This window comes from Rhizobium sp. NXC24 (genome assembly GCF_002944315.1).
Classification (GTDB): Bacteria; Pseudomonadota; Alphaproteobacteria; order Rhizobiales; family Rhizobiaceae; genus Rhizobium.
On record NZ_CP024311.1, the window covers coordinates 3,892,950 to 3,909,525 of the forward strand.

Below are 16,576 nucleotides of genomic sequence, written 5' to 3' on the forward strand. Positions count from 1 at the left end.
TTCGCCAGGAACGGGGGCAAAGGGGCATGACATGACAGCAATACTTCCTATCGAAATGGCACATCACGATTCGGATTCACTGAAAGAATTGGCGTCGATCGCACGGTTGATCACCTATGCGCGTCAAAGCGCCAAGAGCATGAACGCCGAATTCCCGGTCTGGTGCCTCGATCTCGCGCTCGGAGCCGTCTTGCAGGAAATGTACGCAAATGGCCTGCAGATGCCGCTCTTCGAAGAAGGCGTAGACAAAGTGAATAGGGCTGTCGCACACTAAGCGCAGTTTTTAGGTTTTCTGGCGGGGGGCCGGAGAAAGATGCCGGTGTGGTTCTTCGGAGCCATGCCGGCATCGCTTTTGTGGCGGGAGCTGATCTCGAAACGTCCGGCGTCGTTTAGCGAACGACTGAAAGCCTATCGGCGCTTCCGATGCGCCTGCACACCCGCCAGGAAGATTGCTATACAATGACGCAGATGCCGCAGCCGGGTTTCGCGGTCTGGCCAGTCGTTCAGCTTGCCGGGATGCGAAATCATCGCGCCGAAGATCATGTTCATCAGCATGCGCGCGCCGCTTGCGGCATCGGCAATCTCGATCAGGCCGCGTTTCTGCTGCAGGCGGAGCCAATCGGCCAGCATCTGCCGCGACTGTTCGGCACCGTAGGTGCGCAGCAGCGACGCCATTTCGGGAAACCGCTGCGCTTCGTTCACGGCAAAGTGAATGAAGGCCTCGCGGTCCCGCTCCGCCACTTCATCGATGTCGATCATGAAAATCTGTTCCAGCGCTTTGTCGAGCGGCAGATTTTCCTTGGGGTCGCGCGGCAGGGCCAGCATCGAGGCACGATGCTCGGCGATGATCGCCATAAACAGCTCGGTCTTGCTCGAAAACAAGCGGTAGAGGGTCTGCTTGGAAATCCTGCACCGCGCCGCGACGAGATCCATGGTCGTGCCGCCGTAGCCAAGCTCATGAAACGTCGCGCGGGCTTCCGCGACGATCTCCGCCCGCTTTGCGTCGTCACTCGCGGTCTTCGGACGGCCGCGCGGGCGGCGAGCGGCAGTTTGCTCTGCTTCCCTAGCTCTTGCCCCCGTCCGTGCTTCCATTCCCAACCTCAAAAAAAGCCAAATGACATTGACATTTATAGCGGTACAAATATTTTCTGTACTAATTGGTACTGTAAATAAGGCAATGGGAAATAGCAACGTGGAAAAGCGCGCCTCTTCTACCCCTGTATTCGTACGTCCGGCGGCATCCAAACGCCTCCCAGCCACACGCATCTCATTGGTTGCCGCAGGGATCGCCGCCACGTTGCTGCTGGCGGGCTGCAACGAGCAGAAGGCCGCGCAAAACAATGCACCGGCCGTCAAGACCGAAGTCAGCGCCATGACGCTGCACCCGCAATCGGTTGCGATCACCGCGGAGCTGCCCGGCCGCACCAGCGCCTACCTGATCGCCGAAGTGAGGCCGCAGGTCGGCGGCATCATCCGCAGCCGTAATTTCAAGGAAGGCAGCGAGGTCAAGGCGGGCGACGTGCTCTACGAAATCGACCCCGCCACCTATCAGGCCGCCTATGACAGCGCCGCCGCCGCTCTGCAGAAGGCAGAAGGCGCCATACCGAGCGCACAGGCCAAGATGGATCGTTACAAGGGATTGAGCGCCCAGAACGCTGTCAGCCAGCAGGACTACGACACTGCGCAGGCGACGCTTGTCCAGGCGCAGGCCGATGTCGCCTCCGCCAAGGCCGCGCTCGAGACCGCACGGATCAATCTCGACTACACCAAGCTGCGCGCACCGATCGGCGGCCGTGTCGATGCCTCGACGGTCACGGTCGGCGCGCTCGTCACCGCCGACCAGACGACGGCGCTGACCACCATCCGCCAACTCGACCCGATGAATGTCGACGTGACGCAGTCAAGCACCAACCTGCTTGAGTTCCGCCGCGCCATTGCGGAAGGCCGATTGAAGACGAGTGGTGACAACGTCTCCGTCCACCTGACGCTGGAAGACGGTTCCGACTACAAGCAGACCGGCAAACTCCAATTTTCGGAGGCCTCTGTCGCCGAGACCGTCGGAACGATCACCGTACGCGCTGTCTTCCCCAATCCGGAACGCGTGTTGCTGCCCGGCATGTATGTTCGCGCAAGCATCGAGGAAGCTGTCGCGGAAAACAGCTATCTCCTGCCGCAGCGCGCCGTCTTCCGCAACACCAAAGGCGAACCGACGGCGATGTTCGTGACCGCCGACAACAAGGTACAGCAGCGTGTGCTGAAGGTGCAACGCAGCGTCGGCAATAGCTGGCTGGTGAACGAAGGCATGCAGGATGGCGACCGTCTGGTCGTGGAAGGCAGCCAGCGCGTCCGGGACGGCCAGGAAGTCAATGTCGCCGCCGTCACGATCGATGACGCGACCGGCGAAGTAAAGCAGGTCGCCGGCGAGCCCGCTGAACAGGCCAAGCTGGAAAAGACCGAAACCCAGCCCGCCTCTGGCGCCCAGAAGTGAGGTAAGCGATGTCGCGTTTTTTCATCGACCGGCCGATCTTTGCCTGGGTCATCGCCATCGTCATCATGCTGGCCGGAGCGTTGTCGATCCTGACGCTGTCGATCTCGCAATATCCGCAGATCGCACCGACGACGGTGAGCATCAACGCGAACTATCCCGGCGCGGATGCCGCAACCGTCGAGAATTCGGTGACCAAGGTCATCGAGCAGGGCATGACCGGCATCGACAATCTCGACTACATGACATCGACGTCGACATCGACGGGCCAGGCCTCCATCTCGCTGACCTTCACCAACAAGGCCGATTCCGACGTCGCGCAGATGCAGGTGCAGAACAAGCTGCAGCTCGTCACCGCGCAATTGCCGCAAACGGTGCAGTCGACGGGTATCACCGTTTCCAAGTCGACATCGAACTTCCTGATGGTCGTGGGCTTCGTGTCGAAGGACGGCAAGCTGAATTCCAACGACCTTGCCGACTATGTTTCCAGCACGCTGAATGACACGCTGAAGCGCATCGAAGGCGTCGGCAACACTCAGATCTTCGGCGCCGGCTATGCCATGCGCATTTGGGTCGATCCGGATAAGCTGGCCAAATACCAGTTGATGGTCAGCGACGTCACCAACGCGATCCAGTCGCAGAATTCGCAGGTCTCGGCCGGCCAGCTCGGCGCGCTGCCGCAGCGAAAGGGCCAGCAGCTCAATGCAACGGTCACGGCCAAGAGCCGCCTGCAGACGCCCGAGCAGTTCAACAACATCATCCTGAAGAGCCAGTCCGATGGCTCGCTGGTCCGCCTCAACGATGTCGCGACGGTCGAGCTTGGAGCGGAAAGCTACACCACGTCGAGCACCTATAACGGCCATCCTTCGGCCGGTCTCGCCGTCATGCTCGCTTCCGGCGCCAATGCCATCAATACCGCGGAAGCGGTGAGATCGACCATCAGCAGCTTGAGCCAGACTCTCCCGCCGAATGTCGAAATCGTCTATCCCTACGACACGACGCCCTTCGTCAAGCTATCGATCGAAGACGTGGTCAAGACGCTGTTCGAAGCTATCGTACTCGTCTTCATCGTCATGTTCGTCTTCTTGCAGAACATCCGCGCTACCTTGATCCCGACGCTCGCCGTTCCCGTCGTGCTGCTCGGCACCTTCGGCGTGCTGTCGCTGTTTGGCTATTCGATCAACACATTGACAATGTTCGGCATGGTGCTGGCGATCGGCCTCTTGGTCGACGACGCCATCGTTGTCGTCGAAAACGTCGAGCGCGTGATGGAGGAGGAAGGTCTTTCGCCGCGCGAGGCGACGATCAAGTCGATGCAGGAAATTACCGGTGCTTTGATCGGCATCGCGACGGTTCTCTCTGCCGTGTTCATCCCGATGGCCTTCTTCTCGGGCTCAGTCGGCGTCATCTACCGGCAGTTCTCGGTGACGATCGTCTCGGCGATGATCCTGTCGGTCATCGTCGCGCTGATCCTCACGCCGGCACTCTGCGCCACCATTCTGAAGAGGCCCGAGCACGGTTCCAAGCAGCGTGGCGCCTTCGGATGGTTCAACCGCAATTTCGAGCGCGCAACGCTTCGCTACCAAAGCGGCATTCACGGCATGATCCGCCTGACGGCGGTCTTCCTGCTGGTGTTCGTGTTGATCGGCGGCGCCGTCGGCTATCTGTTCAACCGCCTGCCGAGCTCGTTCCTGCCAGATGAGGATCAGGGCATCCTCCTGACCGCCATCCAGCTTCCGCCGGGTGCCACGAATTCCCGCACCTGGACCGTACTTAACACGGTGAAGGACTATTATCTCAACAATGAGAAAGACTATGTCGAAGGCGCTTTCGCCGTCGCCGGTTTCGGCTTCAGCGGTCAGGGCCAGAATGTCGGCATCGTTTTCGTCCGATTGAAGGACTTTGCCGAGCGGAAGACGCCACAATCGAAAGCACAGGCGATTGCCGGCCGCGCCATGGGCGCCTTTTCGAAAATCAAGGATGGCAGCGTCTTTGCGCTCGCGCCGCCGGCCATTCCCGGCTTCGGCAGCTCCAGCGGTTTCGATTTCTTCATCAAGGACATCAACGGCGCAGGCCATGCTAGCCTGATCGCCGCCCGCAACCAGTTGCTGGGCGCAGCAGCGCAGAATAAGAAGCTCTTCGGCACGCGTCCCAACGGCCAGGAAGACACGCCGCAATATTCGCTGAACATTGATCAGGAAAAGGCGAGCGCGCTGAACATCGCACTCTCCGACATTGACACGACGCTCTCGACCGCCTGGGGCGGTACCTATGTCAACGACTTCATCGATCGTGGCCGCGTCAAGAAGGTCTATGTTCAGGCGGATAAGAATTTCCGCATGCAGCCGGAGGACTTCGGCCGCTGGTATGTGCGCAATTCCGATGGTGCCATGGTGCCCTTCTCCGCCTTCTCGAAGGGCGAATGGACCTATGGCTCGCCGCGTCTCGAACGCTACAACGGCTCGTCCGCCGTCGAAATCCAGGGTTCCGCCGCTCCCGGCGTCTCCTCCGGCGACGCCATGAACCAGATCGACCAGATCATGGCAAGCTTGCCGCCGGGCTTCAGCCATGAATGGACGAGCCTCTCGGCCCAGGAAAAGCTTTCCGGCAATCAGGCGACCCAGCTCTATGCCATCTCCATCCTGGTCGTCTTCCTGGCGCTGGCCGCCCTCTACGAAAGCTGGTCGATCCCGCTTGCCGTCATGCTGTCGGTGCCGATCGGCATTTTCGGTGCCCTTCTCGCCGCCACCATTTTCGGCCAGTCGAACGACGTCTATTTCAAGGTCGGCCTGCTGACGACCATAGGATTGGCGGCCAAGAACGCCATTCTGATCGTCGAATTCGCGATCGAGCAGCAGGCGAACGGCAAGGATCTGATCCCGGCGACGCTGGAAGCGGCCCGTCAGCGCCTTCGACCGATCCTGATGACCTCGCTCGCCTTCATCCTCGGCGTGATGCCGCTGGCGATCGCCAACGGCGCAGGCTCCGGCAGCCAGAACTCGATCGGCATCGGCGTCATGGGCGGCATGATCTCGGCGACCGTACTCGGCATCTTCTTCATCCCCTTGCTCTTCGTCTCCGTGCGTCGCATCTTCAAGGGCGGGAAGCGGCCGACAAGCACCACTACATCCGAGCCAACCCCGGACACGGCGCACTAGAGCGGTTCAGCGTTTCACGGAATCGCTTTCCCGCTCTACACCTTTGTTTTTACGCATCCCGGACGGAAAACCGCTTCGCACTTTTCCTGGAATTGCTTTAAGAAGCGTCACTTGCATGGCTTTTAAGGGAGGAGAATGCTGTGATCAGGGCTTTGATGATCGAGGCGGAAAACGTGACGCGCTTCCACGAGGTCCCGGAAGGACCGTTGGGCGCCGGCCAGGTCCGCGTCGGTGTCCGGCACATCGGGCTCTGCGGCAGCGACCTCAACACCTTCAAGGGCCTCAACCCCCTGGTGAAGCTGCCGCGCATTCCCGGCCATGAAATCGGCGGCGAGATCCTTGCCGTCGGCCCCGGTGTTGATCCCGCCTATGCGCCCGGCCGCCGTGTCATCGTCATGCCGTACACGAATTGCGGCGAGTGCACCTCCTGCCGCAAGGGCCGGCTCAATGCCTGCCGCTACAACAAGACGCTCGGCGTGCAGCAGGATGGCGGTCTGGCCGAGGAGATCGTGCTGCCGGCTGAAAAGCTGATCCTCAACGATACACTGCCGCCGCGCCATCTGGCTTTGGTCGAGCCGCTATCCGTTGGTTTTCATGCGGTTGAACGCGGACGGGTGGCGAAAGGCGATCGCGTCGTTGTGCTTGGCTGCGGCATGATCGGCATGGGCGTCTTGATCGCCGCCGTCGCTCGCGGCGCCGAGGTCATCGCCGTCGATCTCAGCGAGGAAAAACGCGCGCTTGCCCGGCAATTCGGTGCCGTCGAGGCGATCGATGCGGGCAGCGAGGATGTCGTCGCCAGGGTCAGCGAATTGACGGGTGACGATGGCGTGGATGTCGCTTTCGAGGCGGTCGGCCTGGCCGCGACCTTCACCCAAGCCATCGATCTCGCCTGCTTCGGCGGCCGTGTCGTCTATGTCGGCTATTCCAAGGCGCCGGTCACCTACCAGACACAGTTCTTCAACCTGAAGGAACTCGACATCATGGGCTCCCGCAACGCCCTGATGCGCGATTTTCAAAACGTCATCAGCCATCTCGAGGAGATCGGCGACAAGGCCGATGCGCTGATCTCGAAGGTCTTCCCTTTTGAAGAAGCGGAAAAAGCGCTGCCCTATTGGGATAGCCACCGCAATGCGCTCAAGATTGTGATTGAGCGCGGCGCTTAGCGCTGCGGCGAATGGCGTCTCCGATTCGCCCACGGAATGATGAGGGCCAAATTCCCAATTTAAAAATCTGCCATCGATGATTAATGTGCAATCATTGATGATAGGAGAGGCCCCTTTAGCCAGCATGACGATCCGCAATATCGATGATCATCTGAAGGCACGACTGCGCGCGCGGCAGCATATGGACGATCGATGGAAGATGAGGCACGCGATATCCTGCGAGCTGCATTGTCGACTGAGGAAACACGGCAGCCAAATTTAGCGGAGCCAATTCGCCGTCGGATGGCTGCAACCGGCGGCCTCGTATTGGAGATCGCGCCACGCGAACCGATCCGACCGGTCGAACTTGACCCATGATCATCCTCGATTCAGCGATCACAGGATCGCGAGGAGCAATGCTGGCCACACGCAACGTGCCGGATTTTCTGAACACCGGAATTGCGATGGTCAACCATGGGACCATCGCGGCTGAACCCCGACACCCAATCATGCCGACGTCGAGGACATAGGCGTCTCTGCCGGTTGCTTCGTCGACCACCGACTGTGCAGCTTTGCCAGCATCAGGTAGATGATTGGCGTCGTGTAGAGTGTCAGCACCTGCGAGACAATCAGGCCGCCGACGATGGTGATGCCGAGGGGGCGGCGAAGCTCGGCGCCGGGGCCGGTGGCGATGATCAGCGGGATGGCGCCCATCAAGGCGGCGAGCGTGGTCATCAGGATCGGCCGGAAGCGTTTCAGGCAAGCCTCGTAGATCGCCTCCTCCGACGGCAGGCCGAGCTTGCGTTCGCCCTGCAGCGCGAAATCCACCATCATGATGCCGTTCTTCTTGACGATGCCGATCAGAAGGATGATGCCGATGAAGGCGATGATTGTCAGTTCCGTGCCGCTGATGACCAGCGCCAGCAGCGCCCCGAGACCGGCTGATGGTAGCGTCGAGATGATCGTCAACGGGTGCGCCAGGCTCTCGTAGAGGATCCCGAGGACGATATAGACCGTCAGCAGCGCCGCCAGGAGCAACAGCGGCTGGCTGCTCGAAGATTGTGTGATGCTGGCCGCATCGCCGGCAAAATCCGCATGCAGCGTATCCGGCAGATGCATTTGCAGCACCGCCTGTTGAATGGCATCGTTTGCTGCCTCCAGCGTGGTATTGAGCGCCAGATTGTAGGAGATGGTGACGGAAGGATATTGCCCCTGATGATTGACCACCAGCGGCGCTAGAGTCCGTTCGACCGAGGCCACCGCACTGAGCGGGATCTGGATGCCGCCAGACGCCGGCACGTAAAGCTTGGAAATATCATTGGGATCGCGGGCATAGCTGGGATCGGCCTCCAGCACCACGCGATATTGATTGCGCTGGGTATAGATGGTCGACACCTGCCGCTGCGCGAAGGCGTTGTTGAGCGCCGCGTCGATCGACTGGATGCTGACGCCGAGCCGCGAGGCTTCATCACGATTGATATTGACCGTCGCCTGCAAGCCGTTCGGCTGCCGGTCGGTGGCGACATCGGTCAGCCCCGGCAGCGTCTGCAGGCGTGCCAGCACTTTCGGCGCCCAATCCACCAGCTCGTCGTAATTCGCGCCCCAGAGCGTGAACTGATATTGCGACTGCGATTGGCGCCCGCCGGCGCGAATATCGCCCGGCGAAAACAGGAAGGTGCTGAGACCGGGAATGGCCATCAGTTGCTTGCGCAGCCGGTCTATCACCTCGGAGGTCGAGACGCGTTCCGATTCGGGCTTCAGAGAAATGAACAATTGCCCGCGATTGATCGAACTGGAAAACCCGCCGCCGCCCACGGACGAGCCGACACCGGAGACGGCCGGATCCCTGGCGACCATATCGGCCGCCTGCTGCTGCAGCTTGACCATGGCGGGATAGGAGATGTCGGTCGCCGCCTGCGTGCCGCCCTGAATGAAGCCGGTATCATCCTGCGGAATGAAGCCCTTCGGCACCTTGATATAAAGATAGGCTGATATGACGACGCAAGCGAGGATGACGAGGACGGAGAGCACGCGATGATGCAGCACCGCCTTCAGCGTCCGACCGTAGAAATTGGTGATTGCGCCGAGCGTTCCTTCGACGATCCGGCCGAACAGGCCCGGCCGGGCCTCCATGTCGCGCGCCCGCAGCCGGTGGCCGCAGATCATCGGCGTCAGCGTCAGGGACACCAGGGTCGAGACGACGATGGTGAAACCGAGCGTCAGCGAGAAAGTCTGGAAGAAGCGGCCGACAATGCCGCCCATGAAGAACAGGGGAATAAAGGCGGCAAGCAGTGAAAGGCTGATCGAAACGACCGTGAAGCCGATCTGTTTCGCGCCCTCAAGTGCGGCCCGCATCGGCTTCACGCCGGTTTCGAGATTGGCATAGATGTTCTCGATCATCACGATGGCGTCGTCGACGACGAAACCGACGGAAACGGCAAGCGCCATCAGCGACAGATTGTCGATCGACAGTCCGAAGAGCCACATGGCGGCAAAGGTGCCGCAGAGCGACAATGGCACGGTGACCCCGGCTGCGAAAGTCGTCGTGGCGCGCCGCAGGAAGACGAAGACCACGGCCATGACCAGGCAGATGGTAGCAAGCAGCGTCCATTGCATATCGGTGACGCTGGTATGGATCGTCGTGGTGCGGTCGGAAAGAACCGAGATGTGGACACCGGACGGAATGAGGCTCTGCAATTCGGGGATCAGCGCCTTGACGCCATCCACCGTGGCAATGACGTTGGCGTTCGCTTCCTTGGTGATGTTGAGCAGCACGGCCGGTTTGCCGTCATACCAGGCATCCGAGCGGCTATTGCGCACGCCGGGCTCGACGGTGGCGATATCGGAGAGACGAACGGCCGTGCCGTCGCCGCTCTGCACGATGATCCGGCCATAATCTTCCGGCGTCCGGAGCTGGCCATTCATGGAAATGGAGAAGGCGGCATTGCTGCCGTCGATCGAGCCGATGGGGCCGAGCACATTGGCGTTGACGATTGCCGTGCGAACGCTGTCTAGCGACAGACCCATGGCGGAGAGCCTGTCGGGATCGAGCCTGACGCGCACGGCCGGCTGGTCGGCGCCGCTGACCGTGACGCCGCCGACGCCGTCCACCTGCGAGATGCGCTGTACCACCACGGTATCGGCCGCGTCATAGATGGCGCTTGGCGACACATTGTCCGATGTCAGCGCCAGGATCAGCACGGGCGCCGCCGCCGGGTTGATCTTGCGGAAGGAAGGCAAGGTCGGCAGATCGCCGGGCAGGTCGGTCGCCGCCGCGTTCAGCGCTGCCTGCACGTCCTGCGCCGCGCCGTCGACGCTGCGCGACAGATCGAATTGCGCGACGATGCTGCTCGATCCAAGCGAACTGACCGAAGTCAACTGCGTGATGCCGGCAATCGTGCCGAGATGTCGCTCCAGCGGCGCCGCGACGCTTGCCGCCATGCTGGCGGGGTCGGCGCCGGGGCGGCTGGCGGAGACGACGATCGTCGGCAGATCAACAGTCGGCAGGCTCGCCACCGGCAGAAAACGATAGGAAACGATGCCGAGGATCATCAGCCCGATCGCCAGAAGCGTCGTTCCGACAGGACGTTTGATGAAAGGCTCGGAGAGGCTCATGTCCCGCCACCCGCGACTTCGTCCAGTTCCGGAGCCGGCGTGCCCGTCGGACGCCCGACGATCCGGGCACGCAGGCTTTCGAAAGCAAGATAGATCACCGGCGTCGTATAGAGCGTCAGAAGCTGCGACAGCACCAGGCCGCCGATGATGGTGATGCCGAGCGGGATGCGCAGCTCCGCTCCGGTACCTTGCGCCAACGCCAATGGCAGTGCGCCGAAGAGCGCCGCAAGCGTCGTCATCATGATCGGGCGGAAACGCAGGATCGAGGCTTTCAGGATCGCCTCGCGCGGCGCCAACCCCTCCTTGCGTTCGGCCTCCAGCGCGAAGTCGATCATCATGATCGCGTTCTTCTTCACGATACCCATCAGCAGCACGATGCCGATCAGTGCGATGATCGACAGGTCCTGTCCGAACAGCATCAATGCCAGCAGCGCACCGACGCCCGCCGACGGCAAAGTCGACAGGATCGTCACGGGATGCACGGCGCTCTCGTAAAGCAGGCCAAGGACAATATAGATCGTCACGACAGCCGCCAGGATCAGCCAGGGCTCGCCCGCAAGCGACGAGGCAAATTCCTCTGCATCGCCGGAATAATTGCGCTGGATCGAACTTGGCATGCCGATATCGCGCTCCGCCGCCTGAATCTCGGTGACGGCCTCGCTGAGCGACGCGCCCTTGGCGAGATCGAAACTGAGCGTCACGGCCGGAAACTGTTCGTCATGGCTGATGACCAACGGTGCCGTCATGAACGACGCCGTCGTAAAGGCGTTGAGCGGCACCTGTGTATCGCTGGCGCCGGCGACGTAGAGCTTGTCGAGAGATTTCGGATCGGACTGATATTGCGGTGCAGCCTCGAGGATGACGCGATACTGATTGACTTGCCCGTAGATCGTGGCGATCTGGCGCTGGCCGAAAGCGTCGTTCAGCGTGTCGCTGACGGCCTGCATCGAGACGCCGAGTCGCGAAGCGGTTTCGCGGTCGACATTGACGAAGATGCGGCCGCCGCCCATCTCGACTTCCGAGGCGACGTCGATCAGCTTCGGGCTCTGCTGCAGCCGCTGCGCCAGTTTTTCCGCCCACTCCACCACCGTCGCCGTATCCGTGCCTGTCAGCGTATATTGATAGGGCGCACGGCTGACGCGCGTGCTGATCGAGATGCCTCGCACGCTCTGGAACGTAACGTGGATGCCGGGCAGATCGGCCACTTCACCACGCATGCGGTCGATGATATCGGCCGCCGACGCCGCGCGCTGGCTCCTGGGCTTCAGTACCAGGCTGAGATTGCCGGTGTTGGGCGTCAGGTTGGTGGCGCTGGTGCCGACAACCGAGACGATACCGGTTACGTCAGGGTCTTTGCGTAACCGCTCGGCCACGATCTCCTGCGTCTGCTTCATCGCTTCGAAGGAGATGGTCGGCTCGGTTTCGACGACGGCGGTGATCAGGCCGGTATCCTGCGGCGGCAGGAAGCCTTTCGGAATGACGATGTAAAGGGCGATCGTAGCGGCAAGCGTTGCCACCGTGACCAGCAGCATGAATCCGCTGCGGTCCACCGCCCAGACGAGGCTGCGACGGTAGCCTTCGACCAGCCGTCCCATGCCGCGATCGGTGCCCGCCAGCAAACCGCCGCGATGCTCCTTCGGCTTGCGCAGGATGCGGGAGCACATCATGGGCGTCAACGTCAGCGAAATCACCGCCGACACCACCACGGCGATGGTCAGCGTCAACGCGAACTCGCGGAACATACGCCCGACGATGCCGGTCATGAACAGCAGCGGGATGAAGACGGCGATCAGCGAGAACGTCAGCGAGATGATGGTGAAGCCGATTTCGCCGGCGCCCTTCAGCGCCGCCTGCATCGGGCTCTCGCCCTCCTCGATATGGCGGGCGATGTTCTCGATCATCACGATGGCATCGTCGACGACGAAACCGGTGCCGATGGTGAGCGCCATCAGCGATAGATTATCGAGGCTGAAGCCGGCGAACCACATGACGCCGAAGGTCGCGATCAGCGACAGCGGCAAGGCCACGCCGGCGATGAAAGTCGCCGTCACCGTCCGCAGGAACAGGAGAACGACGAGGATGACCAGGCCGATGCTGACGACGAGCGTCCATTGTACGTCATGGATCGAAGCACGGATCGTCTCGGTGCGGTCGTTGACGATGTCGAGCGAGATACCGGCCGGCAGCGCCTGCTTCAGCCGCGGGATCTGCTTCTGCACGCCCTCGACCGTCTGGATGACGTTGGCGCCCGGTTGGCGCATGATGTCGAGGATGACAGCCGGCTGACCCTGATACCAGGCGCCGACCCGGTTGTTCTCCAGCCCTTCGACGACGGTGGCGACATCCTTCAACTGCACCGGCGCATTGTTGCGATAGGCGACGATCACGGACTTGTAGATGTCGGGATCGACGATCTGATCGTTGGCGGCGAGCGTGAAGCTCTGCTGCGTGCCGTCGAGCGCGCCCTTGGCGCCGGCAACGCTGGCATTGGTGATTGCGGTGCGCAGATCCTCCAGCGCCAGACCATAAGAGGCAAGCCGCGGCAGGTCGGCCTGGATGCGGATCGCCGGCTTGACGCCGCCCTGGATGTTGACATCGCCGACCCCTGAAACTTCGCTTAGTCGCTGTGCCATCATCGTATCGGCGAAATCGCTGAGTTCGCGGATCGAATAGCTGTTGGAGCGCAGCGCCAGCGTGACGATCGGCGTATCGGCGGGGTTCACCTTCGAATAGGTCGGCGGATAGGGCAACGTGCGCGGCAATGTCGAACCGGCGGCATTGATCGCCGCCTGCACATCCTGGGCCGCGCCATCGATATCGCGGCCGAGATCGAACTGCAGGGTGATCTGGCTGATGCCGAAGGCACTCGAGGAGGTCATCGACGCCAACGACGGGATCTGCCCGAGCGGCCGCTCCAGCGGCGCGGTCACCAATGCCGCCATCGTATCGGGATCGGCGCCCGGCAGTTGCGTCGTCACCTGGATCGTCGGAAAATCCACCTGCGGCAGCGGAGCGACCGGAAGGAAGAGAAAGCCGAGAATGCCGCCCAACAGCACCGCGACCCCGAGAAGCGAGGTGGCGACAGGCCTGGAGATGAAGAGCGACGAGACGTTCATTGCTGTTGAGTTGACGTAGCGGGTGGATTGGTGGAAGCGGCATCGCCCCCGCCGGTATTGGCGTTGGGATTGGCATCATTGCCGCCGGCACCATCCGCCTTCTGCCTGCGGTGACCACCATTGCCACCGCCCTGGCCATTATGCTGGCGATGCGGCCGCTGGCCATCACTGGCCGTATTGCCGTTGGTTTGGGTCTGATTGGTTTGGTTTGCGTTTTCGGCAACCGGCTGCCCATCGACCGCGGGCGTCGTTGCAGGCGGTGCGCCCGCGCCGGCCCCTTCGGAAATCTGTACTTTCGAACCGTCCTGTAGGCGCGCAAAGCCCGTCGTCACCACCTTGTCGCCCGGGGCTACGCCATCGGCGATGACGGCCTGTACATCGTCCTGCTGGCGCACCGTTACCGGCTTCATGGCAACCGTTTGATCCTGTCGGACGATGTAGACAAAGGTGCCGTTCGGGCCACGCTGCACGGCAGCGGTCGGAATGACCGTCACGCCCTTCAGCGTCTCGACAAGCAGGCGGGCGTTGACGAAGGCGCCGGGCCAGAGCGCCAGCTTGTCGTTCGGAAAATTGGCCTTCAGCTTCACCGTACCCGTGGTGGGATCGACCTGGTTGTCGACCACCGCCAGCGTGCCGTTGTCGATCACCGTCTGACCGTTGCTTGCGATCGCCTGGACGGAAAGCGCACCCGCCGCGCTCGCCGCATTGACGCGGGCAAGCTGCTGCTGCGGAATGGAGAACAGGATGGAAATCGGCTTGATCTGCGACAGCGTCACTATGCCCGTCGCGTCCGACGAGCTGACGAGATTGCCGACATCGACATTGCGGATACCGGTGCGCCCGTCGATCGGCGCCTCGATCGTCGTATAGTCGAGCGTCGCCTGCGCGCTTTCGATGGCTGCCTGGTCGGACTGGATCGCCGCCGTATATTGCGCCACAAGCGATATCTGGGTATCGACCTGCTGCTGCGTGCCCGAAGCGCTCTGCACCATGCGCTGAAAACGATCGAGATCGCGTTTCGCGCCGGCCAGCAATGCCTCGTCCTGCGCCTTCTTGCCAATGGCCTGGTCGAGCTGGGCCTTATAGACGGCATCGTCGATGCGGGCGATGACGTCGCCCTTCTTGATGTCCTGGCCTTCCTCGAAACCGATTTCGACAATCTTGCCGCTGACTTGGGCGCGAACCGTCACCGTGTTCAGCGCCTTTACCGAGCCGACACCGTCGATATAGACCGGGACGTCGGCGGATTTCGCATCCGCCGCCAGCACTGGAACCGGACCGGTGAATTGCGAAAGACTGCCACGCCGCCGTCCGCCGCCTTGGCCAAAACCCTGCCCCTGATTGCCACGGTGTTCGCCCTGGGCCTGCTCGCCGGGCGCGGCCGCGCTCTGATAGCCGAGCAGACGCTCGGCACTGCCAAGCCAGCGATCGCGTGTCACATAGGCGCCGTAGGCCACGGCGCCAATCACTGCTACCGACATCAGGACCCGAAATGTCCGAGCCATCAACATACCTTCCTTCACAGCTCCGGCTTCAATGATCTACCGGTGCGATATAGGCGCGACTTTAGCTTGCAGCTTGTCGCTTAGGAATTTGGTAGGGCCATTAAATTTTGTCCATTTTTGTGTGGCTTAGCGCAACAAACTGTTACATTGGACGAAAACCAGGGTTGTGGTTGCAAATGAGCAAAGGCACACCATGTCCTCGCTGTCTTACAAACTCTGAGCGACGCTTATGGTTCGGGCAGCCGCTGGACGAGATCATTCCCGCCGTCGTCGGCATACTGGAAAATGGCTCCTGCCAAGCCGCGCAGCCATCGATTATCCAACGAATGCGGGCTGAAAATCAGGCAACAGGGGCCGCGAGGGCAGGCATCACAGCCTTTTCAGCAGATCCAACAACCCGCCATCGCAACCACGGCGGCCGATGACCGACAGCCCTACCGGTCCGCCGTCCATCTTCCCGGCCGGCATGGAAATCTGCGGCAGGCTGGCATGGCCGGCGATGGAGAGGAGGCCTATGGCCTGCTGCCGGTAGGCGTCGAATATCTCTTGCGATGAATCCCTGCGCGGCGCAGGACCCGGGCCCGTGGGGATGATCATCACCAAACCGCCGGCAAGTGCCGCGTCCATTGCAGTAGCAATTTCGTGGCGCACCGCATCGACCTTGGCAAAGGTCTCGTCGCTGACGGATCGCGCCACGGCGAAACGCGAGGCGATGTCAGGCCCGAGGTCGACATCATGCGCCTCGATCCAGCCGCCCAGCGCTTTCCATGCATCATAGCCCTGCCAGAAGCGAAAGGCTTCTGACCTTTCTTCCGGCCCGACGATCGGCAACGGATCGGTAACGGTTTTGTCGAACAACGCCGCGATCTTTTCCGTCATCGGCCGCAGCAATGCGGCAAGTCCCGGATCGACGCCCGTCCAGATATCCGAAGGCAGCCAGGCCGTCGAAAAATTCGCCTCGCCGGCAAGACCAAGGGCGCGACCGACGCGAACCAGCGTTTCGACATCGCGGGCAAACCAGCCAAGCGTATCGAAACCGGGGCTGAGCGGCACCACGCCGCCCATGTCGATCGCCCCATGACTGGGCCGCATGCCGAAAATACCGTTGAAGGAGGCCGGCAGCCGTACCGAGCCGCCGGTATCCGTCCCCAGCGCGAATTCCACCAGGCCGGCGGCGACCGCCGCAGCCGAGCCGGAAGAGGAACCACCCGGCACACGGTCGGGCGCCGCGCTGTTCAGCGGCGTGCCGTAATGCGCGTTGGTGCCCATCAGACTATAGGCAAATTCATCCATATGCGTCTTGCCGGCGAGCACTGCCCCCTCTGCCAGCAGTCGGGCGACGATAGGCGCATGCGCTACCGCCGGGCCATGGGCGCGCCGCCAGATCGGATTGCCGTTGCCGGTGATCCGCCCTTCGACATCGATATTGTCCTTGGCAGCAAAGGTCAGCCCCGCCACCGAGCCGCTATCCGTGGCACGGACGGGTTGTGCGAAGAGCTCGATGAAGGCATTGGCGGTATCGATCAGAGGCATGGGTGCATGTCCGTGAAGGCGG

9 protein-coding genes and 1 pseudogene are annotated in these 16,576 nt (G+C 61.8%); 5 read left to right on the forward strand and 5 right to left on the reverse strand.

All coding sequences use genetic code 11. The features are described 5' to 3' along the window. The first annotated feature begins 31 nt into the window (after positions 1-31). Positions 32-274 (forward strand): hypothetical protein, encoded by a 243-nt coding sequence (locus NXC24_RS19130; protein ID WP_104824725.1) that lies wholly within the window; start codon positions 32-34, stop codon positions 272-274. Positions 275-408: 134 nt separating this feature from the next. Here NXC24_RS19130 and NXC24_RS19135 read toward each other — a convergent pair whose 3' ends face one another. Next, positions 409-1,092, reverse strand: coding sequence for a TetR/AcrR family transcriptional regulator (locus NXC24_RS19135; protein ID WP_104824726.1), 684 nt, complete (start codon positions 1,090-1,092; stop codon positions 409-411). 85 nt (positions 1,093-1,177) lie between these two features. Here NXC24_RS19135 and NXC24_RS19140 point away from each other — a divergent pair, with 85 nt between their 5' ends. The 4 genes and pseudogenes from NXC24_RS19140 to NXC24_RS35740 all read left to right on the forward strand — a co-directional run bounded on the left by NXC24_RS19140 (position 1,178) and on the right by NXC24_RS35740 (position 7,163). Next, positions 1,178-2,488, forward strand: a complete 1,311-nt coding sequence (locus NXC24_RS19140) for an efflux RND transporter periplasmic adaptor subunit (RefSeq protein ID WP_104824727.1) — start codon at positions 1,178-1,180, stop codon at positions 2,486-2,488. A gap of 8 nt (positions 2,489-2,496) precedes the next feature. Beyond that, complete coding sequence (locus NXC24_RS19145) at positions 2,497-5,643, forward strand: efflux RND transporter permease subunit (protein ID WP_104824728.1); 3,147 nt, start codon at positions 2,497-2,499, stop codon at positions 5,641-5,643. Positions 5,644-5,783: 140 nt separating this feature from the next. Beyond that, a complete protein-coding gene (locus NXC24_RS19150) occupies positions 5,784-6,806 on the forward strand; it encodes a zinc-binding alcohol dehydrogenase family protein (RefSeq protein ID WP_104824729.1) in 1,023 nt (340 codons plus the stop codon). Between the two features lie 97 nt (positions 6,807-6,903). Next, a pseudogene (locus NXC24_RS35740) lies at positions 6,904-7,163 on the forward strand (plasmid stabilization protein). A 129-nt stretch (positions 7,164-7,292) separates the two neighbouring features. Here NXC24_RS35740 and NXC24_RS19165 read toward each other — a convergent pair. The 4 genes from NXC24_RS19165 to NXC24_RS19180 all read right to left on the reverse strand — a co-directional run bounded on the left by NXC24_RS19165 (position 7,293) and on the right by NXC24_RS19180 (position 16,554). After that, on the reverse strand, positions 7,293-10,400 hold the full coding sequence (locus NXC24_RS19165) for an efflux RND transporter permease subunit (protein WP_104824730.1): 3,108 nt from the start codon (positions 10,398-10,400) through the stop codon (positions 7,293-7,295). After that, positions 10,397-13,516, reverse strand: coding sequence for an efflux RND transporter permease subunit (locus NXC24_RS19170; RefSeq protein WP_104824731.1), 3,120 nt, complete (start codon positions 13,514-13,516; stop codon positions 10,397-10,399). The genes NXC24_RS19165 and NXC24_RS19170 overlap by 4 nt, the downstream gene beginning before the upstream one ends. Beyond that, positions 13,513-15,021 (reverse strand): efflux RND transporter periplasmic adaptor subunit, encoded by a 1,509-nt coding sequence (locus NXC24_RS19175; protein ID WP_104824732.1) that lies wholly within the window; start codon positions 15,019-15,021, stop codon positions 13,513-13,515. The genes NXC24_RS19170 and NXC24_RS19175 overlap by 4 nt, the downstream gene beginning before the upstream one ends. Positions 15,022-15,390: 369 nt before the next feature. Next, positions 15,391-16,554: an amidase gene (locus NXC24_RS19180; protein WP_104824733.1), complete on the reverse strand. Its 1,164-nt coding sequence runs from the start codon at positions 16,552-16,554 to the stop codon at positions 15,391-15,393. Positions 16,555-16,576: the final 22 nt, after the last annotated feature.